Genomic DNA, 22,465 nt, shown 5'->3' with positions numbered 1-22,465 from the left:
CCTGATGGAGAACCTGACCACCCTCGGGCGCGCGACCCGGCTGGGCGCGACCGCAGTCGGTCTCGTCCTGCTTGTGGGCGGCACCTTCTGGGGCAGCGACGACGACTTCCCGTTCGGCCCGTTCCGGATGTACGCCACCTCCAATCCGCCGGACGCACCCGCCCCCGACACCCGCGTCGAGGGAGTGAACAGCTCCGGGGCCGTGATCGACCTCGGCCAGGACGCGACCGGCATCCGCCGCGCCGAGATCGAGGGTCAGCAGGCCCGCTACGCCGCCGACCCGACGCTGCTCACCGAGGTCGCCGACGCGTACGCCGAACGCCACCCCGATGCCGCCGCGCTGGTCGAGGTCCGCATCGTCATCCGCTGGCACGGCATCCGCGCCGGCCGACCCACCGGCCAACACACCGATCAGACGGTCGTCCGCTGGCAGGCGCCCCGATGAGCCGTTGGCTGACCGAGGCCGTGCCCCGGGGCCGGGTGGCCGCGTTCCGGACCCTGATCTACCTCTTCGTCGCCGCGGACCTGGTGATCTTCACCCCCTGGGTACGCACCCGGGTCAGCGTGCCCGGCGACATGTACCAACCGCTGCTGATCGGTCGCCTGCTCCCACTACCGACGCCGACCTCGGCGCTGGTGGCGGTGCTCTTCTGGTCGCTGCTGGTGCTCGCCCTCCTCGCCGCGACCGGACGGGCACCCCGACTGCTCGGCTGGACGGTCTGCGCGCTGTACCTGGAGTGGATGATCATCGCGATGAGCTACGGAAAGGTCGACCACGACCGGTTCGGGCTGCTCGTCGCACTGGCCGTCCTGCCCACCGCCGGTCGAGCCCGCCACGGCGACACGACCCGCACCGAAGCGGGCGGCTGGGCCCTGCGCGTCACCCAGATCGCGGTGGTCTGCACGTACTTCCTGGCCGCCTGGGCCAAGCTGCGGTTCGGTGGCCTGGACTGGCTGACCGGCTCGGTCCTGGCCCGCGCGATCATCCGGCGCGGCACCGACCTGGCGGACGTGATCGCCCACGTGCCGTACCTGCTGATCGTCGCCCAGTTCGGCATCGTGGCCTTCGAGCTGCTCAGCCCCGTGGTCTTCCTGCTGCCCGCCCGCTGGCGGCTCGCCATGGTCGGCTTCTTCTACTCGTTCCACGCGATCACCATCGCGACCATCACGATCTCGTTCGCGCCGCACCTGGCCGCGATGACCAGCTTCCTGCCGCTGGAGCGGGTCCGCCCGCTGGTGTGGGCCCGCCGGCTCGTCGGCCGCCGGGCACCCGATGCGTCGGACAGCACGAGCCAGGAGCCGGCGGATGCCGGTGCGGCGGAGCCGGTCGGGGCTGGTGCGGCACCGGAGCCGGTCAGTGCCGGTGCGGCGGCGGAGCCGCTCGGCGATCAGGCCCCGGCGCTCGGGCGACCGGCCGGACCGTAGAGCCGTTCCCGGGCCTCCTGCGGCAGAGCGCAGGCCGCCGTGCCGCCCGGCAGTCGGTGCCGATTGCGCGCCACCCAGCGGTACACGGGCCAGGCCGCGGCGCGTACCGGCGCAAACCGCAGGCCGCCACCGGCGACGCGCCAGATCGGACCGCTCGCGGCGAGCAGCTTCGCGATGGCGTCCGGACCCGCCGCGCGTGAGCCGTCCGCGCCGACCCACTGCACGGCCTCCTCGCACTCGGCGGCCGTGAGGCCGAGCGCGTCCAGATCGGTGAACTGCCAGGGCACCACCCGCGCGGCGGTGGGGATGCGGCTCTCGATGAACTCGGCGCAGCGCGTGCAGAACGCGCAGTCCCCGTCGTAGACGAAGGTCGACGTCTCCATGCTGTCCATCCTCCACTCTCCGACCACCCGAACGACCACCGGTGTACGGCGGGTCACTTGCACACGACTCGTACGCGTGTTCGAATAGTGCCCATGCGCTGGGACAACCTCACCGCTCCCCCGGTTGAGGGAGACCCCGAGCGGGCAGCGCCAGCGACGCCACCCCTGCCGCTGGCGCTGCCCGGCGCCGTCGCCCGCACGTTCGACACCCCCGAGTTCGCCGGGATGACCTTCTACGAGGTCCAGGCCAAGTCCATCCTCAACCGGGTGCCCGGGCAGTCCCGCGTCCCCTTCGAATGGACCATCAACCCGTACCGGGGCTGTTCCCATGCTTGTGTTTACTGCCTGGGCGGTGACACCCCGATTTTGATGGCGGACGGCCGCACGAAGCCGATCAGCGAGCTGGAGCCCGGCGACCGCATCTATGGGACCGAGCGACGCGGCGCATACCGCCGATACGTCGTCACCACAGTGCTGGACAAATGGTCCACCGTGAAGCCTGCGTACCGAGTCACCTTGACGGACGGCACCACGCTCATCGCCAGCGGTGACCACCGGTTCCTCTCGGATCGTGGCTGGAAGTACGTCACCGGGACGATGCAGGGCGCCGGTCAGCGCCCTTACCTGACCACCAACAATCGCCTGATCGGCACGGGCCGTTTCGCACCCGGGCCGAAGGAGTCACCCGACTACCGTCGGGGCTACCTCTGCGGCATGGTCCGGGGGGACGCACATCTCGGCACCTTCTCGTACTCCTACGGGGTTGTGCATCGGTTCCGTCTGGCGCTGGTCGATGACGAGGCGTTGAGCAGGAGTGAGCGTTACCTTGCCCAGGAGGGCATCGAAACGAAGCGTTTCTCGTTCACTCCGGCCAGCGCCACGCGCCAAGCCCTGTCGGCCATCCGCACCTCCAAACAGCGGGACATCGAGAGGATCACCGAGCTGGTCCAATGGCCGGTCAGTCCCAGCGACGAATGGCGGCTCGGCTTCCTGGCAGGCATCTTCGACGCCGAGGGCAGTTGCAGCAGGGGCATCCTGCGCATCAGCAACAGCGACGACGCGATCCTCGACCAGACGACGGAGGCGCTGCGCCGGTTCGGGTTCACCTGCGTGCTCGAAGACCGCGGCCGACCCAACCGTGTGCGGGAGATCAGATTGACCGGGGGTCTTCCCGCCCGGCTTCGGTTCTTCCACCTGACCGACCCGGCCATCACCAGGAAGCGCTCGATCGAGGGCGCCGCACTGAAGTGCAAGGCGGACCTCAGGGTTGTCGACATTCAGGCGCTCGGGCTGGAGCTGCCGCTCTGGGACATCACCACTGGCACCGGGGACTTCATCGCCGACGGGGTGGTGAGCCACAACTGCTTCGCCCGCAACACTCACACGTACCTCGATCTCGATGCCGGTGCGGACTTCGACCGGAAGGTGATCGTCAAGGTCAACGCCGGTGAGCTGGTCCGGCGCGAGTTGGCCGCGCCGAAGTGGCGGGGCGCGCACGTGGCGATGGGCACCAACGTCGACTGCTACCAGCGGGCCGAGGGGCGCTACCGGCTGATGCCACAGATCATCGCGGCCCTGCAGGACTTCGCCAACCCGTTCTCGATCCTCACCAAGGGCACGCTGATCCTTCGCGACCTGCCCCTGCTGCGTCAGGCCGCCGAGGTCACCACAGTGGGCATCTCCTTCTCGGTGGGGTTCGTCGACGAACAGCTCTGGCGTTCCGTCGAGCCGGGCACGCCGCATCCACGCCGCCGGCTGGACGCGGTCCGGGCGCTCACCGACGCCGGCCTCTCCGTCGGGGTGCTGATGGCCCCGATCCTGCCTGGCCTCAGCGACAGCGACGAGTCGATCGACGCCACCGTGTCGGCGATCGCCGCAGCCGGTGCCACCAGCGTGACCGCCCTGCCCCTGCATCTACGCCCCGGCGCCCGGGAGTGGTACGCGCACTGGCTGGCCCGGGAGCACCCGCACCTCGTGCCCCGCTATCGCGAGCTCTACCGGGCCGGTGCGTACGCCCCGCAGGCGTACCAGCGGGAGTTGACCGCCCGGGTGCGGATCGCGGCACGCCGGCACGGGCTGCACCGCGGCGAACGGGGCGACAACCGCAACCTGCCCGAGCCGCCGCCACCATCGGCAGCCGAGCAGCTGACCCTGCTCTAGCCCATACCGGGAAGGGAGCCCGATCTGCCTGAGCGTTGATCGGTCTCACCTCCTGACGGGAACCTGGGCGGCGGCGGCAGACAAGAACGAGGCATGAAGACACCGTCAAACCAGGGGACCTTCGGGACATGACTGTGACCGAGCGCTCCGACGCGATCTTGATTACCGGCGCCCCTGAACTGTTCGGGGAGCTGTTCGAGCGGTACGGCGGTTGGCTGTACGACTTCAGCGCCCGCCGGGTCGGACGGCAACTCGCCGAGGATCTGGTCGCCGAGACCTTCCTGGTCGCGTTCTCGCTACGTGACCGGTACGACACATCGGTGATCAACGCACGCCCATGGCTGTTCGGCATCCTGACCAATCTGCTGCGGAAACATCACCGTGCCGAGGTGCGGTGGCTGCGGGCATTGGAGAAGTCAGGTACGGACCCGCTCGGTGGTTCCGGTCAGCACAACTTCGCTGATCGGGCCAACGAACGGCTCGATGCCAAGGCCGCCACGCAGGCACTGGCCGGTGTGCTCGCCGCGATGCCGCACGACCAGCGCAATCTGCTCCTGCTGCATGTCTGGGCCGGCCTGGACTATCCGGAGCTGGCCTCCGCGCTCGGCCTGGCACCGGGAACCGTCCGGTCCCGCCTCCATCGAGCCAAGGCACGCCTACGGGGTGCGTTGCCCGCCCACTACGCACCGTCCACCCCTTCGAATGAAGGAAGCGCATGAACAACAATTCCGAACCCGACAACGCAGGCATCGAGCTGCTGGTTGCCTTCCGCGAGGACCTGACCGGCGCTCCGACGGACGCGACCGAGCGGATCCGGCACGCGCTCCGCAACGGGTCCATGTACCGGCGCCCCGCCACGAAGCGCTGGTTTCTGCGCCGTCCGGCGATCGCGACCGCGACCGCCTTCGCTCTGGCCGGTCTCGGCGCCGGTGGTGTCGCGCTGAGCACGGTTGACTACGGCACCGGGCAACCGTTCGGGGCCTCCACCAGCGCGACCGACAAGTCTCGCCCGTTGCAGATGCGCGACGTCGCCTACGTCAGCGCGCAGACCCGGGCCGCACTGGACGACGCGGACAAGTACGTCGTGAAGGTGCACGACGCCTACAAGGGCGGCTCGTACGACACCTGGACGGACAAGCAGACCGGGCGTTACCGGGTCGACATGTATCAGGCCGACGGCAGCCCGAACTCCTCGCTGATGACGACCCTCGCCGACGGAAAACTGAGCGGTATCCAGGTCAACCACCTCGAGCGAACGTACTTCGAAGACACCGGTTCGCCGGAGGACGCGACAGGCGTGGTCATCGTTCCGAACGACCCGGCGAGCATCAGGGCCTGGCTCGACAAGGGAGACCTGGAGATCGTGGGCCACGAACAGGTGAGCGGACACGACACGGTGCACCTGCGGTTGAAGGCGGCAACGGCCACCTACACCGTGGAACTCTGGGTGGACGCAGCCTCGTTCCTGCCCTACAAGGCTGTCGCCGACAAGAGCGGGCAGGTGACCGACAACGCAGAGGTCAGCACCTTCGAGTGGCTGCCCCGCACGGACGAGAACCTGAGCCACTTCGACCTCACGCCGCCCGCCGGCTACACGAAGAGCGGCGCTGGCAAAACCACCAAGGGCGACGTGAAGGCCACCGCACCAGCTCACCCCTAGCCATCCCCGCGCGACAACGGGGCCCGACTGGTCGTGTGAGCGTCCAGTCGGGCCTCAGCCACACAGAGCATCTGACGCGAGGTCGGAGCTACAGTCGGCTGGTGCGTACCGCTCAGCAGATCCTCGCCGACTCCGCCGTGATCGCCGTCGTGGGTGCGTCCCGCGACCCGATGAAGGCCGCGCACGGCGTGCCGTTGCAGATGCAGCAGTACGGCTGGCGCATCATCCCGGTCAACCCGACCGTCGACGAACTGTTCGGGGAGCGGGCGTACAAGTCGTTGGCCGACATCCCGCACCCGGTCGACCTGGTGGACGTGTTCCGGCCGGCGGCCGACGCCGTGCAGGTGGTCCGGGACGCGGCAGCGATCGGGGCTCCGGCGGTCTGGCTGCAACTGGGCATCGTCTCGGCCGAGGCGCGGCGGATCGCCGAGGAGGCCGGCATGGACTACGTGGAAGACCATTGCCTGATCGTCGAACGCGCCGCAGCAAACCTGACCCGCCTCCGCTGACGCCCCCGCGCGCGCGACCTTGCACTTCCGGTCGTCTTTACGCCCCTTGTGTCAGGTATGCCGGGGCAGTAAGTGCAAGATCGCGGGGAGTCAGGGTCAGAGCTTGTATTCCTTGAGCAGGCCGCGGGAAATGATCGTCTTCTGGATCTCCGAGGTGCCCTCGCCGATGAGCAGGAACGGGGCCTCCCGCATCAGCCGCTCGATCTCGTACTCCTTGGAGTAGCCGTAGCCGCCGTGGATGCGGAACGCCTCCTGGACGACCTCGGCGCAGTATTCCGAGGCGAGCAGCTTGGCCATTCCGGCCTCGACGTCGTTGCGCTGGCCCGCGTCCTTGAGGCGTGCGGCGTTGACCATGAGGGCGTGCGCGGCCTCGATCTTCGTGCCCATCTCGGCGAGCTTGAAGGCGATCGCCTGATGCTTGGCGAGCGGCTGGCCGAACGTCTTGCGCTGCTGGGCGTAGCTGACCGCCAACTCGAAGGCGCGGATGGAGATGCCGCAGGCGCGGGCGGCCACGTTGACCCGACCCACCTCGATGCCGTCCATCATCTGGTAGAAACCCTGGCCCAGCTTGTCGGCACCACCGAGGATCGCCGAGTCGGGCACGGTGACGCCGTCGAGCACCATCTCGGTGGTCTCGACGCCCTTGTAGCCCATTTTTTCGATCTTGCCGGGGATGGTGAGGCCGGGGGCGGTCTCGCCGAAGCCCGGCTCCTTCTCCAGCAGGAAGGTGCTCATGTTGCCGTACACCGAGTCGGCACCGGTGTCGGTCTTGACCAGGGTGGCCACCACCGAGGAGTACGCCCCGTTGGTCAGCCACATCTTCTGCCCGTTGAGCACGTAGCGGTCGCCGTCGCGGACGGCCCGGGACTTGATCGCCGCGACGTCCGAGCCGGTCTCGGGCTCGGACATGGAGAACGCGCCCCGCACCTCGCCGGTGGCCATCTTCGGTAGCAGGCGGGTCTTCTGCTCGGCGGAGCCGTGCTGGGAGATCAGGTACGCCACGATGAAGTGCGTGTTGACGATGCCGGAGATCGACATCCAACCTCGGGACAGCTGCTCCACCACCAGCGCGTAGGTGAGCAGCGACTCGCCGAGCCCGCCGTGCTCCTCGTCGATGGTGAGGCCGAACAGCCCCATCTCGCGCATGCCGTCGAGGATGTCGGTGGGGTACTCGTCGGCGTGCTCCAGCCGCTGGGCGTGCGGAATGATTTCCTTGTCGGCGAACTCCCGAACGGTCTCCAGGATCGACCGTTGCACATCGGTCAGGCCGGGCGTCTGGGCGAGTCGGGCCATCTCAGCCTCCGGGGATCCGCGCACTACTCATGGGTAACTGAACGCTGGGTCAGTATCGGTCTCCGGGGCCGACGAGGCCAAGGTGACCAGTCCACACAACCGCTGTGAAAAGGTTCACCGCTGCGGGTAGCGTCCGGCAAGAGGGACTTTTCCGGCACCGGCAGGAGGAGGACAGCTGTGAGCTACCCACCGCCGTCGGGACCGCCATCGGACGAGCAACCACCGTCACCCTACGAGCCGCCCAGGGACCAGTCGCCGTACGGGCCACCGGCGGGCGAACCATCGCCATACGGGCAGCAGGGGCCGCAGCAGCCGGCCCACTGGAGTCAGCAGCCGGCGTACCCCCCGCAGGGCCCCTACGGTCAGTACGGGCCATCGCCGTCCGGGCCGGGTCGGGGCACCAACGTGCTGGCGATCCTGTCGCTGGTGTTCGCCTTCGTGTTTCCGCCAGCCGGCGCCGTCCTCGGCCACGTGGCCAAACGGCAGATCCGCACCAGCGGCGAGGACGGCGAACAGCTCGCGACCTGGGGGCTGATCCTCGGCTACGTCTTCACCGGGCTCACCGTGCTGGCCTGCTGCGGCTGGCTGGCCCTCCTCGCGATCGGCAACACCGGCGACAGCGGGGGCTACTGACCAGCGCACCGGGATCGTCCGACGTGGACGGTCAGGTCAGCGGAACCTTGCCTCACGGACACTGTTGCCGCCGTCCACCACCAGCATCTGACCGGTGATGTAGGAGGCGGCCGGCGAGCAGAGGAAGCTGATCGCTGCGGCGACCTCGTCCGGTGTGCCCGGTCGGCCCACCGGGGTGCCCAGCCCCTGCTTGATCTCGGCCATCGTGGACGCGGCGGTGTAGATGGTGCCGGGTGCCACCGCGTTGACGGTCACGCCATCGGCGATCATCTCCATCGCGAGCGCCCGGGTCAGCCCGACGACCCCGGCCTTCGCCGCGGCGTACGCGGCCTCGGTGGGCAGGGCGTTGACCGGGCCGGCCGTGGCCGCCAGATTGACGATGCGACCCCAACCCCGCTCGGCCATCCCACCGATGAACGCCCGACTGCACAGGAAAGCGGTGGACAGGTTGCGGTCGATCTCGCCGCGCCACTCGTCGTAGGTCAGCTGCGCGACCGGCCGCAGCACCCCCTGGCTGGCCCGGCTGGCCAGGCCAGCGTTGTTGACCAGCACCTCGACGTCGCCCAACTGCTCGGCGACCGCGTCAGCCAGCGCGCCGACCTCGGACTCGTCGGTCAGGTCCGCGACGAAGCCGGTCACCCCCAGCTCGCCGGCCCGCTCGTGGATGCGCCGGGTGGTGGAGACGATGGCGACCCGAGCGCCCAGGTCGGCGAGCCGCCGTGCGGTGGCGTACCCGATGCCGTCCGGGCTGCCCGCCCCGGTCACCAGGGCGACCCGCCCGTCGAGCCGCATGGTCACCGGGTCGGCCAGCGCGACCGGCTCGTCGGGGCCGGAACCGCCCGCCGGCGTGGCCGCCCGGGCACGCCGGGACCCGCCCGGACGACTGACGTCCCGTCTGGGTCGGCTGCCGGAGCGGTCCGCGGCGCGCGCGTCGAATGCCATGCCAGGATCCTGCCCGTTACGACCGGCCCGAGCAACGCGGCACCCGGTAGTGGGGGCATCGGGTTTGGGCGGCGCTGGCTACCCTGACAGCCCACCCGACCTGACGGAGAGTTCGCATGACCAATCCCCCGCCGCCCGGCAACTGGACCGATCCAACGTGGTCGGCCCAGCCGTCGAGCGCCGCACCGGACCCGACCCTCGTGGCCGGTCAGCCGGTGCCCACCCAACCGGTTCCCGCCGACCCGTACGCGCCGGCCGACCCCTACGCCGCGGCGCAGCCAGCGGGCCAGCCGATGCCCGGTTACGCCGCCCCCGTTTACGCCCAGCCCGGCTACGCGCCGCAGTACCCCGGCTATGGCTACCCGCCACCACAGAAGACCAACGGGTTGGCGATCGCGGCGTTGGTGCTCGCGCTGGTCGGCATCGCGTCCTGCATCACCGCGCCGGTCGGCGCGATCCTCGGGCACGTGGCGCAGAAGCAGATCCGGCTCAGTGGTGAGGGCGGCGCGGGGATGGCGAAGGCCGCCATCATCGTCGGCTGGATCCTCACCGGGCTGCTCGCGTTGCTGATCGCCTTCTACGCCGCCGCGATCATCTATGCGGTCACGACGGGGGCCGGCGACAGCAGCAGCAGCTACTGACCAGCGGGGCTGGTCGGCGTACCGCCGGTTGTCAGGCCGGGCCGACAGCCGGCGGCGGTCGTCCCGGCCCGACCGGTCACTCGGCCGGTGGGGTGAACGCCGAGGTACGGCTCATCCCGGCGGCCCGGCCCTTGGCAGCGATCACGAGCGCCATCTTGCGGGAAGCCTCGTCGATCATTTCGTCGCCGAGCATCACGGCACCGAGCCGGCCGCCAGCCTCCGAGGTGTAGTGCTCGTACGCGTCGAGGATCAACTCGGCGTGGTCGTAGTCGGCCTGCGCCGGCTGGTAGACCTCGTTGGCGGCGTCGATCTGACCCGGGTGCAGCACCCACTTGCCGTCGAAGCCCAGCGCCGCCGAGCGCTTGGCCACCTCGCGGAACCCGTCGACGTCCCGGATCTGCAGGAAGGGGCCGTCGATGGCCTGCTTGTCGTGCATCCGGGCGGCCATCAGGATCCGCATGAGGATGTAGTGGTACGGGTCGCCCGGATAGTCCGGAATCAACGCGCCGACCACCAGGGACTTCATGTTGATCGACGCCATGAAGTCGGCCGGGCCGAAGATGATGGTCTCCACGCGCGGCGAGGCGGCGGCGATCGCGTCCACGTTGACCAGACCGGCGGCGTTCTCGATCTGCGCCTCGATGCCGATCCGGCCGACCTCCAGGCCGAGCGTCTTCTCGATCTGGGTGAGCGTCAGGTCCAGCCAGTGCACCTGGGCTGCGGTCTGCACCTTCGGCAGCATGATGCAGTCCAGGTTCGCGCCGGCGCCCTCGACGACGTCGATGACGTCCCGGTAGGTCCACGGGGTGGTCAGGTCGTTGACCCGGACCACCCGGGTCTTGCCGGCCCAGTCGCCCTCGTTGAGCGCGGCCACGATGTTCTTCCGCGCGTCCGGCTTGGCCAGTGGGGCGACGGCGTCCTCCAGGTCGAGGAAGACCTGGTCGGCTGGTAACCCTTGCGCCTTGGCGAGCATCTTGACGCTGGAGCCCGGCACGGCGAGGCAGGACCTGCGGGGTCGACCGACTGCGGCCATGGATGCGCTCCTTCCAGCGTCCGGCGGGCAGCCGACGCCACCTGACGACAGATCCGGGACCTTAACGATCCCAAAGGGCGTTGTGACGCCACGGTAACCTCGCGCCATGACCGGGGTGAATGGACCTGTGGAAGATCTCACTGAGCGTCGACTGGTGGTGGTGACCGGGGCCAGCTCCGGCATCGGGATGGCCGCCGCCGTGCAACTGGCCTGCCGGGGTGACCGGGTGGTGCTGGTCGGGCGGGACCCGGCACGCCTGCAGGCCGCGGCCGTTCGGGTAAGGGAGAACTCGGGCGAGCGTCCGGAGCTGTTCCGCGCCGACTTCGCGGTCCTCGACGACGTACGGCGGCTCGCCGAGCGGCTACGCGACGCGTACGACCGGATCGACGTGCTCGCGAACAACGCCGGGGCCATCGCGTTGCAGCCGCTCACCACCGTCGACGGCTTCGAGATGTCGATCCAGGCCAACCACCTGGCCCCGTTCCTGCTGACCAACCTGCTCGCCGACCGGGTGGGCCGGATCGTGGTGACCGCCTCCGGCGCGCACCGCTTCGGCGCACTGGACCCGGACGACCTGAACAAGCCACTGCGTGACTACCGGCCGATGGGCGCGTACGGCACCAGCAAGCAGGCGAACATCCTGTTCACCGCCGAGGCCGCCCGGCGCTGGCCGGACGTTGCCGCGTACAGCTTCCACCCCGGGGTGGTCCGCACCCGGTTCGCCAACGACAGCAGGCTGGTCGCGTTCGGCATGCGGTTCATGCCGTTCCGCAGCCCAGAGAAGGGCGCCGAGACCCTGGTGTGGTTGGCCAAGCAGGAGCGCTCCCGGCTGATCAACGGGGGTTACTACGTCGACCGTCGGCCGCGTCGACCGCTCCGGAAGGCGGCCGATCCACAGCTCGCCGCCCGGTTGTGGGCGGCGAGCGCCAAGGCCGTCGGAATCGGGGAGTAGCGCCGCCATGGTGACCTTCGTCGCGCTCGGCGCATCCGCATCGATCACCCGGGTCATCGAGGTCCACGAGGTCTAAGTCGGTGGTCGCCCGGCTCGGGTCCGCCGTCGACCACGCCGGCGCTTCAGCAGCGACAGCACGGGCAGGGCGACCAGGACCGCCAGCACGAACCCCACCGCGAGCGCCCAGAACGGCAGCGGCCCGTAGTCGGGGCGGCCGGACTCGCGTACCGCGCCGGCGATCGCGAGGTCCGCGGCGACCGACAGGTCGGTGATGCCCTCCGGGGTGCGGAAGAGCACCTCCGGCGTGGATGCGCCCCGTCGCAGCACCACGAGCTCCACCGCCTGGGTGTCAGGCTCGTGATAGGGGCCCCAGGCGATGTCGTGGCTCTCCGGCTGGTCGACCGCCCCCGCGCTCGGCACGCCGACCAGTGCGACCGCCTCGTCCGCCGAGCGCCAGCCGAGCAGTTGCACGAAGCTGCGGGAGGGCAACGACGGGAACGCCGCACCGGCCAGCGGTTTGCCGTCGACAGCGGACCGTAGCGCCATCGTCCAGGTGCGCCGGTAGGACGGCACCGGGCAGGCGGTGCAGGCGGACCGGCTCAGGATGGCGACCGACCGCCCGTCCGGCAGCCAGGACCCGGCCCCGGCGAGCCGCCCGCCGGCCAGCGGCAGCTTGCGGTACGGCTCGGCGACACGATCGGCGCCCGCGTCGGCCACCCGGGTCAGCCAGACCTCGTCGCGGACCTGCAGGGCAAGCTCGCCGCCGTCCGGCGAGACGGCCGCCGTGCGTCCCGGCGCGATCCAGGCCGAGGCCACCCGCACCCGCAACACGTCGGTCCCGCGCTCGCGGTCGTAGACCCCGACGTACGGCGTGCTGTAGGTGTTCGGTGGGGTGAACCCGGTCTCGTCGTCGGCGTAGACGAGACGCTCCCCGTTCGGCGCGAAGGCGAGCGGGTATCCCTCCACGCGACCCGGGGTGAATCTCCCGGTCTTCAGGTCGAGCAGGGACGGGCCGGCCCAGACGTACCGGCCGTCCGGGGAGAGCAACGCCTCGAAGCCCGCGACCACCGAACCAGCGTCCAGCACCCGGTAGCGGTCCGCGTCGGCGGCCACCACACCCATCCGGGTCTCGAACCAGCCCGTGCGCACGACCGGGCCACCGAAGAGCATCGCCGCCGCGCCGGGTGCCGAGTCCCGTACCGAGGCGGTCCGCAGCGGCGGGTCGACGAGCCGAGTGGGCAGGCCAGGGGCGTCGTGACGCGGGCCGGCGGGCATCGGCAGAGCCACCGGGTGCAGCGCGTACCCGGTGCCGAGGAGCAGGACCAGGACGGCGAGCGCACCGGCGACGGCGGCCCGGCGACGGCGGTGCCGGGTCCGCGCCGCGTCGAAGAGCCCATCCGGTACGCGTGCCGGCGGCACGTCGGCGGCGAGGCCGCGCAGCGCTTCGGAGAGCCGGACGGTCATCGGGTCACCTCCTGCGTGGTACGGCCGACGAGCTCGGCCAGCTCCGGCGCGAGGACGCGCAGCCGGCCGAGAGCGTGCCGGGTCTGGCTCTTCACGGTGCCGACCCGGCAGCCGAGCAGCGCCGCTGTCTCGGTCTCGGTGCGGTCCTCGTAGTAGCGCAGGACGAGGACAGCGCGCTGGCGCACGGTCAGCCGGGCCAACGCCACTGACAGCACCAGCCGCAGGTCGGGGTCGTCACCCCGGTCGGCCCGCTCCGGCAGCACGCCGCCCAGCCGCTCCGGTGGGCGGGCCCGCCGCCACCGCCACCAACTGGCCGCCTGAGTGCAGAGCACCCGACGCAGGTAGGCGGGTGGGTCGTCCACTCGCTCCCAGCGCACCGCGACCCGAGCCAGCGCCACCTGAACCAGGTCCTCGGCGTGGTGCCGATCACCGGTCAGCAGGTACGCGAACCGGGTGAGCCCGGCGATTTCGGCCCGGACGAAGTCGGCGAAGCCGACCCGGGTGCGGTCCTCATTCGTCAACGGATCGCCCTCCTCACCCGGACAGACGCCGGGCGGACCCGTCGCGGAGGGAACCAGCGTCCACATTCCTCACGACGGTCCGGTCCCGGCGTGCGATCAGTCGTCCAGTGGAGTCGGGTCGGCCGGCAGCGCGGTGGGAGCGGCCCGGCGGGCGGCCCGGCCACCCCCGAGCACCACCACCGCCACTCCGACCAGCAGCAACGCCATCCCGAGCAGCGCGTACGGGCGGGGCAGCTGACCCAGCCAGGCCCAGCCGAGCAGGGCCGCGCCGGGCGCCTCCAGCAGGATCAGCACGCTCACCGTGGTCGCCGAGATCTTCTGCAGGGCGTAGTTGAACATCGAGTGCCCGAGCAGTTGGGCGCCGACCACCAGGGCGAGGATGGCCAGCCAGGTCCGCCCGTCGAACCCGGTCAGCCGTACGCCGCCGATCAGGCACATGACCAGCAGGAGCAGCGCGCAGATCCCGTAGCAGATGGTGGTGTAGGTGGTGGTGCTGATGCTGGCGCGGGCCCGCTCACCGAGGGCGGTGTAGACGGCGGCGAACAAGCCGCCGGTCAGCGCGAGCGCGTCGCCGAGGACCGCCCGGCCGGAGACGCCCACGTCCGTCCCGGTGGCGATCGCCGCGCCGCCGACCGCGACCGCGATGCCGATCCACACCACCGGGGGGAGTCGACGCCCCTGGGCGCGGGCGATCAGCCCCTGCCAGACCGGCTGGGTGGCGACCAGGGCGGTGGACGTGGCGACCGTGGTGAGCTGGGCGCTCGGTACCCAGGTGGCGAAGTGCCCGGCCAGCGCGACCCCGGAGAGGACGCAGAACAACCCCTCGCGCCGGCCCACACCCACGGTCAGCCTGCGGAACTCGGCACGGCGCCGGGCCAGCGAGACGGGGCTCAACACGGCCACCGCGAGCAGGTTGCGCCAGAACGCGATGGCCAGCGCGGGTGCGGCGGCGTACGCGATCAGCGGCGCGGACGACGACACGGCGACCACGGCCAGGCCGACCGCGCCGGTGGTCAGCAGGTCCGGGGACGGCCGGTGTGCAGGTGGGGTCACGGGACGTAATCCTCACACGTATGACGGACAGCACGGACAGTCAGCACTCCGTTACGATCACGCGGGTTCGCGCCGCTGACCCTCGACCGCCCGGAGGCGCTTCGCCATGCCCAGCTACCAGGCGGTGCTGTTCGACTTCTTCGGCACCCTGACCCGTTCGGTGCAGCGTGGTGCCGCGCACGTCGGCACCGCCGAGTTGATCGGGTGCCCCACCGACACGTTGGCCGAGGTGCTGGACCGCACCTACTACGAGCGGGCCACCGGTCGGCTCGGCAATGCGGAGGCGACCCTTCGCTGGGTATGCGCCCAGGTCGGCGTACACCCCAGCGACTACGCGGTCCGGGCGGCGGTGGCGTCCCGGCACCGGGCGGTCCGCGCGGACACCTGGCTGCGGGCCGACGCGGTGCCGGTGCTGGCGGCCCTGCGCCAGCGCGGCCTGCGCACCGGCGTGATCAGCGACTGCACGCACGAACTGCCTGCCTTCCTGCCACAACTCGCGGTCGCCCCGCTGCTCGACGTGCGGGTCTTCTCCGTGCAGGTCGGCCGATGCAAGCCCGATCCGGCGCTCTACCTGACCGCCTGCCAGCGACTCGGGCTCGCACCGGGGGACTGCCTGTACGTTGGTGACGGCGGCAGCCAGGAGTTGACCGGCGCCGAGCGGGCCGGGATGACCGCCGTCCGCCTCGCCGCGCCGGACCTGGCCACGCACCTGGTCTTCAACGCCGACCTGGACTGGCGTGGCCCCACGCTCGGCACCCTGGACGAGGTGCTCACCCTCGTCGACAGCTACGCCGAGGTGGTGGGCGTCGGCGGCCGGCCAGGCTGACGAGCAGACGGCACCCGATCAGCGGCGACGAACCCGGTGCAGGCGGAACGGCTTGCGGGTGGCCCGGACCGCCGGGGTGGGACGGGGTGGCTCGGCCTGCGCGTCGGCCGACAGGTCAGCGCCGGCCAGCGGCGTACCGGCCGGGGTGAGCCGGTTCACCGCGCAACCGTCCGCGACCCAACGGGCCACCAGATCGGCGGTCGGACCGGGTGCGTTGAGGCGCTTCGCCGCCACCAGCGGCGCGGTGGTGTCCCACGCCTCGGTGCCCGGCTGCACCCGACTCACCCGGGCGGGCCAGGTGACGATCCGACCACCATGGTCGCCGCGCAGGGTGACCTGCGCCTCGGTTGCGTCGGCCAGGCCCGGCGCGGCCTGCTCGCCCGGCCCGGTCACCACCAGCAGAGCGCCCTCGAGCGGGGCGCACCAGAGCGCGAGCGCCGGCCCACCCGAGACGCTCACCCAGGCCACGGCAGCCTTCTTCATCGCCTCGTCGACCAGCGGCGTCGACCCACGCGCGTCGTCAGTCACCCTCGCATCCTGCCGCACCTCGGCCGGTGACGTGTAGGCCGCGTGTCAACAGAGCGCCGCTTTCCCCGCCAGCGGTGGCGTCAGCCCACGAATGGCGGGACAGTGATCTCACCCCGGGCCACCGGCACCACCTGCCCGGAGACCGTCGCGCCGACCGCCACGCCGTTCGCCGCGGTGACCGTGCACGCCAGCGCGGACGGGCGGTTCATCTCCACACCCTGGCTGACCGCGTAGCGGGACAACCCCTCGCCGGGCAGCAGACCGGTCGCCACCAGCCAGACACCGAGGCCGAGCGCCGCCGAGCCGGTCGCCGGGTCCTCCGGGACACCCATCCCCGGCACGAAGACCCGGGCGTGTGCGGTTTGCGCCGCCGCGTCCCAGGAGAAAACGCTTACCTGCGACACCCCGTACCGCTGTGCCGCCGCCGCGTTCACCTGGGCGCGGGCCAACGACTCCGGCCGCACCGGCAGGTACGGGAACTCCAGCCCACAGCCGGCGACCCGTGGTGCAGGCCCGATGTGGTCGTCCGCGACCAGCCCGGCGATCTCCAGCAACGGCTCCGGGTCCAACTCGGGCCCGAGGGTCGGGGTGCCACCGGTCAGCGTTGCCCCGGTCGCGGTCACCGCGATCGGCAGCACCCCGGCCGCACACTCCTGGGTGACCTGCCCCACACCGAACATGCCCCGCCGGCTCGCGGTGACCGCCGCGCCGACACTCGGGTGCCCGGCGAACGGCAACTCCTCGACCGGGGTGAAGATCCTGGCCCGGTAGGTGGCACCGATCTGGGTCGGTGGCAGCACGAACACCGTCTCGGAGAGGTTGAACTCCAGCGCGAGTGCCTGCATCTGCTCGGTTGCCAGCGCCTCCGCGCCGAACACCACGGCCAGCGGGTTGCCGGCGAAGGGTCGGTCGGTGAAGACGTCCACGATCTCGTAGGCCAAGGTCGACATGTTGATAAACACTAGGCGCTTAGGCTGGTGCCCGTGAGCACGCCGACCCGGGTCTACATCGCCCGTCTCGCCGGAGTCGCCGTCTTCGACCCGAACGGCGATCAGGTGGGCCGGGTTCGTGACGCCGTGGCACGACTACGGGCGACCAAGCGACCACCGGAGGTGGTGGGCCTCGTCGCCGAGATGCCGATGCGTCGGCGGATCTTCCTGTCCATCAACCGGATCACCTCCATCGACGCGGACGCCGTGGTGCTCGGCTCCGGCACCCTCAACCTGCGCCGGTTCGAGAAGCGCCCGAACGAGTTGCTGGTGCTCCAGGAACTGTTGGACCGGCGGGTGCAGATCGACCCGGGCGGCCAGCCCGGCGCGGTCGTGGACATCGCGATGGAGTGCACCCGTGGTGGTGAGTGGTCGCTGACCCGTGTCGCCGTACGCGAGCAGACCGGGCGGCTCACCCGCCGCGGCCACCTGCACCAGGTCGAATGGGACCGGGTGCGCGGGCTCAGCGGCATCGCCGACAACCGGGGTACGGCGAATCTCCTCGCCGTCCTGGAGGACATGCGCCCGGCCGACCTGGCCAACGCGTTGCAGGACCTGCCCGACGCACGGCGTAACGAGGTGGCGGCCGCGCTGGACGACGAGCGACTCGCCGACGTGCTCAGCGAGTTGCCGGAGCACGACCAGGTGGAGATTCTCGCGGCGCTGGACCGGGAGCGGGCCGCGGACGTGCTGGAGGAGATGGACCCGGACGACGCCGCGGACCTGCTCAACGAGCTGCCCCCACCGGAGCAGGACGTGCTGCTGGACCTGATGGAGCCGGACGAGGCCGACCCGGTGCGTCAGCTCCTCAAGTACACGCCCGGCACGGCGGGCAGTGTGATGACCTCGGAGCCGGTGATCCTGCCGCCGGACGCCACCGTCGCCGAGGCGCTGGCCCGGATCCGGGAGCCACAGCTCTCCCCCGCCGTCGCCGCGCAGGTCTTCGTGACCCGGGCACCACAGAACACCCCGACCGGCCGCTACCTGGGCATGGTGCACTTCCAGGCGCTGCTGCGCGAACCGCCGGCGGACCTGCTGGGCAAGGTGGTGGTCAACGACATCGACCCGCTGCGCCCGACCACCCCGCTACCGGAGATCACCCGCCGCATGGCCACCTACGACCTGGTCGCCATGCCGGTGATCGACCGGAACAACCGGCTGGTCGGTGCCGTGACGGTGGACGACGTCCTGGACCACTCGCTGCCTCGGGACTGGCGGGACCGCGACACCCTGGCCGCCCCGGGCACCACCGACGCGACGCTGGACGGCGCGGATGGCTGAGCAGCGGCGGAACGAACGGCTCGACCAGCCCCGCGAGCCGCGGGGCATCAAACTCCCCCGGTTCGACGCGGAGGCGTTCGGCCGCTGGTCGGAGGGCATCGCCCGGGGCATGGGGACCGCGAACTTCATCGTCGTCATGACGGTGGTGATCACGATCTGGTTCGTCTGGAACACGTTGGCACCGCCGGACCTGCGCTTCGACCCGTACACCTTCACGTTCCTGACCCTGGTGCTGTCGTTGCAGGCCAGCTACGCGGCGCCGCTGATCCTGCTGGCGCAGAACCGGCAGGCGGACCGGGACCGGGTGGCCCTGGAGGAGGACCGGCGGCGAGCCACCGCCCAGAAGGCGGACACCGAGTACCTGGCCCGGGAGATCGCGGCACTGCGGATCGCCCTGGGCGAGGTCGCCACCCGCGACTTCCTCCGCTCCGAGCTGGCCCGGCTGGCCGAGGAACTGGACGAGATGGGGCAGCGCCGGCAGCGGCTGGAGCGCCGCCAGCAGGAGAAGGACAGCCGGCAGGAGAAACGTGGTCAACGGCCGACCGATGGCGTCGGCCTGGACGAACCACGCGACGACCTGGACGGCGACTTTGTCCGGGACGCCCGGCCGGACGGCACCGGGCCGCGCCGCTCGGACGGCTGACCAGCTCTTCGAGGCGGGGTCATCGATTGGCTCACACCATCCCGGGCAACAGCGGCGGCGGATGCCCCGCGACGTAGCATTGCGGGCATGTCAGCACCAGTGAGCACCGTCGAGGACGCGATCCAGGCCGCCCTGGCCACCGTCAACGACCCGGAGATCCGCCGGCCCATCACCGAGCTGGGCATGGTCCGCTCCGCCACGATCGCTGCCAGTGGCGTCGTACGGGTCGAGCTGCTGCTCACCGTCGCCGGCTGCCCGCTCAAGGACAAGCTGCGTAACGACATCACCGCAGCAGTCGCCGCGGTGCCCGGCGTGACCGGCGTCGAGATCGACTTTGGTGTGATGAGCCCCGAGCAGCGCCAGTCGTTGCAGTCGCAGCTGCGCGGTGGCGGCGCCACCGAGGAGCCGGTCATCCCGTTCGCCCAGCCCGGCTCCCGCACCCGCGTGTACGCGGTGGCCAGCGGCAAGGGTGGCGTCGGCAAGTCCAGCGTGACGGTCAACCTGGCGGCGGCGCTCGCCGCTCGTGGGCTCTCCGTCGGTGTGGTCGACGCGGACATCTACGGTCACTCGGTGCCCCGGATGCTCGGCACGGAGGCCCGGCCCACCCGCGTCGAAGACATGATCATGCCGCCGCAGTCGCACGGCGTGAAGGTGATCTCCATCGGCATGTTCACCTCTGGCAACGCCGCCGTGGTGTGGCGCGGCCCGATGCTGCACCGGGCGTTGCAGCAGTTCCTGGCCGACGTCTACTGGGGCGACCTGGACGTGCTCCTGCTCGACCTGCCTCCGGGCACGGGCGACGTGGCCATCTCGCTGGCCCAGTTGCTGCCCAACTCGGAGATCCTGATCGTCACCACCCCGCAGACCGCCGCCGCCGAGGTCGCGGAACGGGCCGGTGCGATCGCCCTGCAGACCCACCAGCGGGTGGTCGGCGTCATCGAGAACATGTCCTGGCTGGAGTTGCCGGACGGCTCCCGGATGGAGATCTTCGGCGCTGGCGGTGGTACGGCCGTCGCCGAGTCGCTGAGCCGGACCATCGGCGCGCAGGTGCCGCTGCTCGGTCAGATCCCGCTGGACACCCGGGTCCGCGAGGCTGGCGACGCCGGCAACCCGATCGTGCTGGCCGAACCGGAGTCCCCGGCCGCGCAGGCACTCGGCACGATCGCCGACCGGCTCGCGCTGCGCCGCGAGTCGCTGCTCGGCAAGCCGCTCGGCCTCAAGCCCGCCGGGCGCTGACCGTCTGAAACGCCATCAGCCCGCTGGCCACTCGGCCGGCGGGCTGATCACATTACGACTCGGTCAGGTGGCGTCGTCGTAGCTGACGCGGGGCGCCGGCGCCGAGGAGCTGCTGGTGGCCGTGCCGGACCGGGTCCCGTTCGACCGGGGGTCCGCAGCGCTGGCCACGTCCTTCAGGTCGTCGTGCACGCCGCTGACGTCCGCACGCAGGTTGTCGTAGACGCCCTGCAACGGCTTGCGGATCGCCGCCTCGTCCTCCTCGCTGAGGAGGTGCTTGCGGATGAACGCTTTCGGGTGCAGATCCTCCAGCTGGATGTCGGTGCCCAGCTCGCGACTCAGGTCGCCGGTGGCGTTGCGAGCCATGTTGCGCAGATTGCGCACCAGCCGCAGGCCGTCGGTGATGACTGCGGGCAGCCGATCACCGAAGATCAGCAGCGCCAGGAGCAGCAGCGCCCCGATCTCCCACCAGTTCAGGTTGTCGAACATCCCGCTGGCCTCCTCTCGGCGTCAGCAGCAAGACTACGCACGCCGGATGGCGTTCGGGCAAGGGGTGAGCCACTGTTCACTTTGCGTCCGCGGCGAGAGTCACCGACGTGTTCTGCCGGTCGGAGCCCCGCCGAAACTCGACGGTCACCACCGAACCCGGCGCGAATTTCCGGACCAACGCGGTCAGGTCCGTCGGCTCGGTCATCGGCCGTCCATTGATCTTGAGGATCACATCGCCGGCCTTCAACCCGGCGCTGTCCGCCGGACCGGACGGCTCCACCTCCGCCAGTCGCAAGCCACCCCCGGCGGCCCCGGTCGGGCCGTCCGCCCGGGCGCCGATCACCGTACGCCGGGCCTTGCCGGTGCCGATGATGTCCTGGGTCACCCGTTTGGCCTGGTTGATCGGGATGGCGAAGGCGAGCCCGATGTTGCCCGCCTCCTGCCCCTCGGCGACCAGTGACTTGATAGTGGAGTTCACCCCGACCACCCGCCCGGCGCCGTCGACCAACGGGCCGCCCGAGTTGCCGTGGTTGACCGCGGCGTCGGTCTGGATGGCCGCGTAGTAGCGCACGGGGCCACCCGGCTCGCCGGCCTGCATCGTCCGGTCCAAGGCACTCACGATGCCGGCGGTGACCGTGTTGGCCAGCGACAGCGGCGAGCCGATGGCGAGCACCGGGTCGCCGACCGCCAGCGCGTCGGAGTCACCGAACTCCACCGGCCGCAGCCCTTGACGACTTACCTTGATCACCGCGATGTCCGACTCCGGGTCCCGACCGACGACGGTCGCCGACGCGGTGGTGCCGTCGTTGAAGACCACCGAGGCCTTGCCAGTGCCACCGGCAACCACGTGGTCGTTGGTGATCACATGGCCGTCGGCGGTGGCGATGAAGCCGGAGCCCTCACTGGTCCCACCGAGGCTGCTCACCCGGACGGTGACCACGCTGGGCAGGACACGTTCGGCGACACCGGCCAGCGACTCCGGCTTGCGCTGGGCCAGCGCTGGAGCCTCCGCCGGCGCACCGCCGAGCACCACCCCACCGGCGCCGCCACGCACCGCGAACGCGTAACCCAGCGCGCCGCCGAGAGTGCCGGCCAGCAACGCGGTGATCACGGGGATGAGCAACAGGTGGCGCAGCGTCGGCCGGCCCGGCGCGTCCGGATCGGTGACCGGCTCGGGCTCGGTGCCGGCTGCCACCACCCCGGGCACCACCACCGCGGTCGGTGCCGCCGGGTCCCGCCATGGATCGGCGAGCGCGTCCGACCACCAGGGCGAAGCACCGGCCGCGCCCGGCCCGCCCGCGGCCGGTGAGGGCCAACTCGGCGACGGCCCGACGGGCGGCACACCCGCCACCGGCGGGTGCCCGGACGGCCACGTGCCGCCGGGCGGTCCGATATACGGGCTGCCGGGCGGCACGGCGGGTGTGCTGCCGGCCGGCGCAACAGGCGTGTTGCCTGGCGGCACAGCGGGCGTACTGCCGGCCCCTGGTGTGGTCGGCGATCCCGGCGGGGCCCCTGCCCCGGGCGGTCGCGCCGGAGCCGGAGTCTCACCGCCCCGGCGCCACTCCCAGCCGTCGGTCACGTCGGTGCCTCCCAGTCCGTCCCCGGATCCCGCGCCGCGTCGCCCGGCCACGGGCCGGTTTGGTCGCGGCTGACGGGATACCGCCTCCAGGATTGCACGGATGCACGCGGTGGAGTCAGCGGTTGCCCCGGTGATCGCAACAGGCGGAGGCGCGGCTGCGCCCCACGACGGTCGCCTCTACGCTCACAGTGCCAACCCGCCCCCGCACCACGCACCGCCCCCGGAGGT

Annotated in this window: 24 protein-coding genes; 13 read left to right on the top strand and 11 right to left on the bottom strand. The window is 71.1% G+C overall.

From position 1 onward, the window contains the following. Window positions 1–4 precede the first annotated feature (4 nt). Together JOD64_RS17735 and JOD64_RS17730 are read left to right on the top strand one after the other, a co-directional pair. Window positions 5–445 (top strand): hypothetical protein, encoded by a 441-nt coding sequence (locus JOD64_RS17735; RefSeq protein WP_204943234.1) that lies wholly within the window; start codon window positions 5–7, stop codon window positions 443–445. Further along, a complete protein-coding gene (locus JOD64_RS17730; protein WP_204943233.1) occupies window positions 442–1,425 on the top strand; it encodes an HTTM domain-containing protein in 984 nt (327 codons plus the stop codon). The genes JOD64_RS17735 and JOD64_RS17730 overlap by 4 nt, the downstream gene beginning before the upstream one ends. On the opposite strand, the gene JOD64_RS17725 is transcribed toward JOD64_RS17730, so the two are convergent. Beyond that, window positions 1,389–1,808 carry a thiol-disulfide oxidoreductase DCC family protein gene (locus tag JOD64_RS17725; protein WP_204943232.1) on the bottom strand — a complete coding sequence of 140 codons (420 nt, stop codon included), beginning with the start codon at window positions 1,806–1,808 and terminating at the stop codon, window positions 1,389–1,391. The two genes, JOD64_RS17730 and JOD64_RS17725, sit on opposite strands and share 37 nt — an antisense overlap. Before the next feature lie 93 nt (window positions 1,809–1,901). Here JOD64_RS17725 and JOD64_RS17720 point away from each other — a divergent pair, with 93 nt between their 5' ends. From JOD64_RS17720 to JOD64_RS17705, 4 genes are all read left to right on the top strand, one after another. Next, complete coding sequence (locus JOD64_RS17720; RefSeq protein ID WP_204943231.1) at window positions 1,902–3,968, top strand: intein-containing Rv2578c family radical SAM protein; 2,067 nt, start codon at window positions 1,902–1,904, stop codon at window positions 3,966–3,968. A gap of 128 nt (window positions 3,969–4,096) precedes the next feature. After that, window positions 4,097–4,687 (top strand): RNA polymerase sigma factor, encoded by a 591-nt coding sequence (locus JOD64_RS17715; protein WP_204943230.1) that lies wholly within the window; start codon window positions 4,097–4,099, stop codon window positions 4,685–4,687. Further along, complete coding sequence (locus JOD64_RS17710) at window positions 4,684–5,628, top strand: hypothetical protein (RefSeq protein ID WP_204943229.1); 945 nt, start codon at window positions 4,684–4,686, stop codon at window positions 5,626–5,628. The genes JOD64_RS17715 and JOD64_RS17710 overlap by 4 nt, the downstream gene beginning before the upstream one ends. A 101-nt stretch (window positions 5,629–5,729) precedes the next feature. Further along, window positions 5,730–6,137, top strand: coding sequence for a CoA-binding protein (locus JOD64_RS17705; RefSeq protein ID WP_204943228.1), 408 nt, complete (start codon window positions 5,730–5,732; stop codon window positions 6,135–6,137). A gap of 96 nt (window positions 6,138–6,233) precedes the next feature. On the opposite strand, the gene JOD64_RS17700 is transcribed toward JOD64_RS17705, so the two are convergent. Next, window positions 6,234–7,430: an acyl-CoA dehydrogenase family protein gene (locus JOD64_RS17700; protein WP_204946117.1), complete on the bottom strand. Its 1,197-nt coding sequence runs from the start codon at window positions 7,428–7,430 to the stop codon at window positions 6,234–6,236. A gap of 177 nt (window positions 7,431–7,607) precedes the next feature. Between JOD64_RS17700 and JOD64_RS17695 the strand changes: the two genes are divergently transcribed. Beyond that, window positions 7,608–8,063 carry a DUF4190 domain-containing protein gene (locus JOD64_RS17695; protein WP_204943227.1) on the top strand — a complete coding sequence of 152 codons (456 nt, stop codon included), beginning with the start codon at window positions 7,608–7,610 and terminating at the stop codon, window positions 8,061–8,063. Between the two features lie 36 nt (window positions 8,064–8,099). Here JOD64_RS17695 and JOD64_RS17690 read toward each other — a convergent pair whose 3' ends face one another. Then, window positions 8,100–9,005 carry an SDR family NAD(P)-dependent oxidoreductase gene (locus JOD64_RS17690; RefSeq protein WP_204943226.1) on the bottom strand — a complete coding sequence of 302 codons (906 nt, stop codon included), beginning with the start codon at window positions 9,003–9,005 and terminating at the stop codon, window positions 8,100–8,102. Window positions 9,006–9,121: 116 nt separating this feature from the next. Between JOD64_RS17690 and JOD64_RS17685 the strand changes: the two genes are divergently transcribed. Further along, window positions 9,122–9,646 carry a DUF4190 domain-containing protein gene (locus JOD64_RS17685; protein WP_204943225.1) on the top strand — a complete coding sequence of 175 codons (525 nt, stop codon included), beginning with the start codon at window positions 9,122–9,124 and terminating at the stop codon, window positions 9,644–9,646. A gap of 76 nt (window positions 9,647–9,722) precedes the next feature. Here JOD64_RS17685 and JOD64_RS17680 read toward each other — a convergent pair whose 3' ends face one another. Then, complete coding sequence (locus tag JOD64_RS17680; RefSeq protein ID WP_204943224.1) at window positions 9,723–10,679, bottom strand: HpcH/HpaI aldolase/citrate lyase family protein; 957 nt, start codon at window positions 10,677–10,679, stop codon at window positions 9,723–9,725. Between the two features lie 127 nt (window positions 10,680–10,806). Here JOD64_RS17680 and JOD64_RS17675 point away from each other — a divergent pair, with 127 nt between their 5' ends. Beyond that, window positions 10,807–11,631, top strand: a complete 825-nt coding sequence (locus JOD64_RS17675) for an SDR family NAD(P)-dependent oxidoreductase (RefSeq protein WP_204946116.1) — start codon at window positions 10,807–10,809, stop codon at window positions 11,629–11,631. 72 nt (window positions 11,632–11,703) lie between these two features. Here the strand turns inward: JOD64_RS17675 and JOD64_RS17670 are convergent, their stop codons facing one another. The 3 genes from JOD64_RS17670 to JOD64_RS17660 all read right to left on the bottom strand — a co-directional run bounded on the left by JOD64_RS17670 (window position 11,704) and on the right by JOD64_RS17660 (window position 14,669). Further along, window positions 11,704–13,095, bottom strand: a complete 1,392-nt coding sequence (locus JOD64_RS17670) for a WD40 repeat domain-containing protein (RefSeq protein ID WP_204943223.1) — start codon at window positions 13,093–13,095, stop codon at window positions 11,704–11,706. Then, window positions 13,092–13,616 (bottom strand): SigE family RNA polymerase sigma factor, encoded by a 525-nt coding sequence (locus JOD64_RS17665; protein WP_239559555.1) that lies wholly within the window; start codon window positions 13,614–13,616, stop codon window positions 13,092–13,094. The genes JOD64_RS17670 and JOD64_RS17665 overlap by 4 nt, the downstream gene beginning before the upstream one ends. A gap of 96 nt (window positions 13,617–13,712) precedes the next feature. Beyond that, complete coding sequence (locus JOD64_RS17660; RefSeq protein ID WP_204943221.1) at window positions 13,713–14,669, bottom strand: DMT family transporter; 957 nt, start codon at window positions 14,667–14,669, stop codon at window positions 13,713–13,715. Window positions 14,670–14,775: 106 nt separating this feature from the next. Between JOD64_RS17660 and JOD64_RS17655 the strand changes: the two genes are divergently transcribed. After that, window positions 14,776–15,495 carry an HAD family hydrolase gene (locus JOD64_RS17655; protein ID WP_204943220.1) on the top strand — a complete coding sequence of 240 codons (720 nt, stop codon included), beginning with the start codon at window positions 14,776–14,778 and terminating at the stop codon, window positions 15,493–15,495. An 18-nt stretch (window positions 15,496–15,513) separates the two neighbouring features. On the opposite strand, the gene JOD64_RS17650 is transcribed toward JOD64_RS17655, so the two are convergent. Together JOD64_RS17650 and JOD64_RS17645 are read right to left on the bottom strand one after the other, a co-directional pair. Next, window positions 15,514–16,023 carry a hypothetical protein gene (locus tag JOD64_RS17650; RefSeq protein ID WP_204943219.1) on the bottom strand — a complete coding sequence of 170 codons (510 nt, stop codon included), beginning with the start codon at window positions 16,021–16,023 and terminating at the stop codon, window positions 15,514–15,516. A gap of 80 nt (window positions 16,024–16,103) precedes the next feature. Further along, window positions 16,104–16,973: a PhzF family phenazine biosynthesis protein gene (locus tag JOD64_RS17645; protein ID WP_204943218.1), complete on the bottom strand. Its 870-nt coding sequence runs from the start codon at window positions 16,971–16,973 to the stop codon at window positions 16,104–16,106. Window positions 16,974–17,006: 33 nt separating this feature from the next. On the opposite strand from JOD64_RS17645, the gene JOD64_RS17640 reads away from it, so the two are divergent. The 3 genes from JOD64_RS17640 (at window position 17,007) to JOD64_RS17630 (ending at window position 20,172) form a co-directional block, all read left to right on the top strand. Beyond that, window positions 17,007–18,293: a magnesium transporter MgtE N-terminal domain-containing protein gene (locus JOD64_RS17640; protein ID WP_204943217.1), complete on the top strand. Its 1,287-nt coding sequence runs from the start codon at window positions 17,007–17,009 to the stop codon at window positions 18,291–18,293. Continuing rightward, window positions 18,286–18,936 carry a DUF1003 domain-containing protein gene (locus JOD64_RS17635; RefSeq protein WP_204943216.1) on the top strand — a complete coding sequence of 217 codons (651 nt, stop codon included), beginning with the start codon at window positions 18,286–18,288 and terminating at the stop codon, window positions 18,934–18,936. Before JOD64_RS17640 ends, JOD64_RS17635 begins: the two co-directional genes overlap by 8 nt. Before the next feature lie 87 nt (window positions 18,937–19,023). Next, the gene (locus JOD64_RS17630; RefSeq protein ID WP_204943215.1) at window positions 19,024–20,172 is read left to right on the top strand and encodes an Mrp/NBP35 family ATP-binding protein; all 1,149 of its coding nucleotides are present in this window, start codon (window positions 19,024–19,026) and stop codon (window positions 20,170–20,172) included. Between the two features lie 63 nt (window positions 20,173–20,235). On the opposite strand, the gene JOD64_RS17625 is transcribed toward JOD64_RS17630, so the two are convergent. Together JOD64_RS17625 and JOD64_RS17620 are read right to left on the bottom strand one after the other, a co-directional pair. Then, entirely contained in the window at window positions 20,236–20,658 is a 423-nt protein-coding gene (locus tag JOD64_RS17625) for a twin-arginine translocase TatA/TatE family subunit (protein WP_204943214.1), read from the bottom strand. 76 nt (window positions 20,659–20,734) lie between these two features. Beyond that, window positions 20,735–22,000, bottom strand: a complete 1,266-nt coding sequence (locus tag JOD64_RS17620) for a S1C family serine protease (protein ID WP_372434151.1) — start codon at window positions 21,998–22,000, stop codon at window positions 20,735–20,737. Window positions 22,001–22,465: the final 465 nt, after the last annotated feature.

The organism is Micromonospora luteifusca (assembly GCF_016907275.1).
GTDB lineage: Bacteria > Actinomycetota > Actinomycetes > Mycobacteriales > Micromonosporaceae > Micromonospora > Micromonospora luteifusca.
Note: the sequence above shows the minus strand (reverse complement) of the source record. Positions and strands in the feature narration are given on the sequence as shown.

Excerpts from the sequence above, each read along its gene's own strand:
- JOD64_RS17700 (WP_204946117.1), bottom strand. The coding sequence starts at position 7,430 with ATGGCCCGACTCGCCCAGACGCCCGGCCTGACCGATGTGCAACGGTCG.
- JOD64_RS17735 (WP_204943234.1), top strand. The coding sequence starts at position 5 with ATGGAGAACCTGACCACCCTCGGGCGCGCGACCCGGCTGGGCGCGACC.
- JOD64_RS17635 (WP_204943216.1), top strand. The coding sequence starts at position 18,286 with ATGGCTGAGCAGCGGCGGAACGAACGGCTCGACCAGCCCCGCGAGCCG.
- JOD64_RS17655 (WP_204943220.1), top strand. The coding sequence starts at position 14,776 with ATGCCCAGCTACCAGGCGGTGCTGTTCGACTTCTTCGGCACCCTGACC.
- JOD64_RS17685 (WP_204943225.1), top strand. The coding sequence starts at position 9,122 with ATGACCAATCCCCCGCCGCCCGGCAACTGGACCGATCCAACGTGGTCG.
- JOD64_RS17720 (WP_204943231.1), top strand. The coding sequence starts at position 1,902 with ATGCGCTGGGACAACCTCACCGCTCCCCCGGTTGAGGGAGACCCCGAG.
- JOD64_RS17645 (WP_204943218.1), bottom strand. The coding sequence starts at position 16,973 with ATGTCGACCTTGGCCTACGAGATCGTGGACGTCTTCACCGACCGACCC.
- JOD64_RS17730 (WP_204943233.1), top strand. The coding sequence starts at position 442 with ATGAGCCGTTGGCTGACCGAGGCCGTGCCCCGGGGCCGGGTGGCCGCG.
- JOD64_RS17670 (WP_204943223.1), bottom strand. The coding sequence starts at position 13,095 with ATGACCGTCCGGCTCTCCGAAGCGCTGCGCGGCCTCGCCGCCGACGTG.
- JOD64_RS17710 (WP_204943229.1), top strand. The coding sequence starts at position 4,684 with ATGAACAACAATTCCGAACCCGACAACGCAGGCATCGAGCTGCTGGTT.
- JOD64_RS17725 (WP_204943232.1), bottom strand. The coding sequence starts at position 1,808 with ATGGAGACGTCGACCTTCGTCTACGACGGGGACTGCGCGTTCTGCACG.
- JOD64_RS17625 (WP_204943214.1), bottom strand. The coding sequence starts at position 20,658 with ATGTTCGACAACCTGAACTGGTGGGAGATCGGGGCGCTGCTGCTCCTG.
- JOD64_RS17680 (WP_204943224.1), bottom strand. The coding sequence starts at position 10,679 with ATGGCCGCAGTCGGTCGACCCCGCAGGTCCTGCCTCGCCGTGCCGGGC.
- JOD64_RS17630 (WP_204943215.1), top strand. The coding sequence starts at position 19,024 with ATGTCAGCACCAGTGAGCACCGTCGAGGACGCGATCCAGGCCGCCCTG.
- JOD64_RS17690 (WP_204943226.1), bottom strand. The coding sequence starts at position 9,005 with ATGGCATTCGACGCGCGCGCCGCGGACCGCTCCGGCAGCCGACCCAGA.
- JOD64_RS17715 (WP_204943230.1), top strand. The coding sequence starts at position 4,097 with ATGACTGTGACCGAGCGCTCCGACGCGATCTTGATTACCGGCGCCCCT.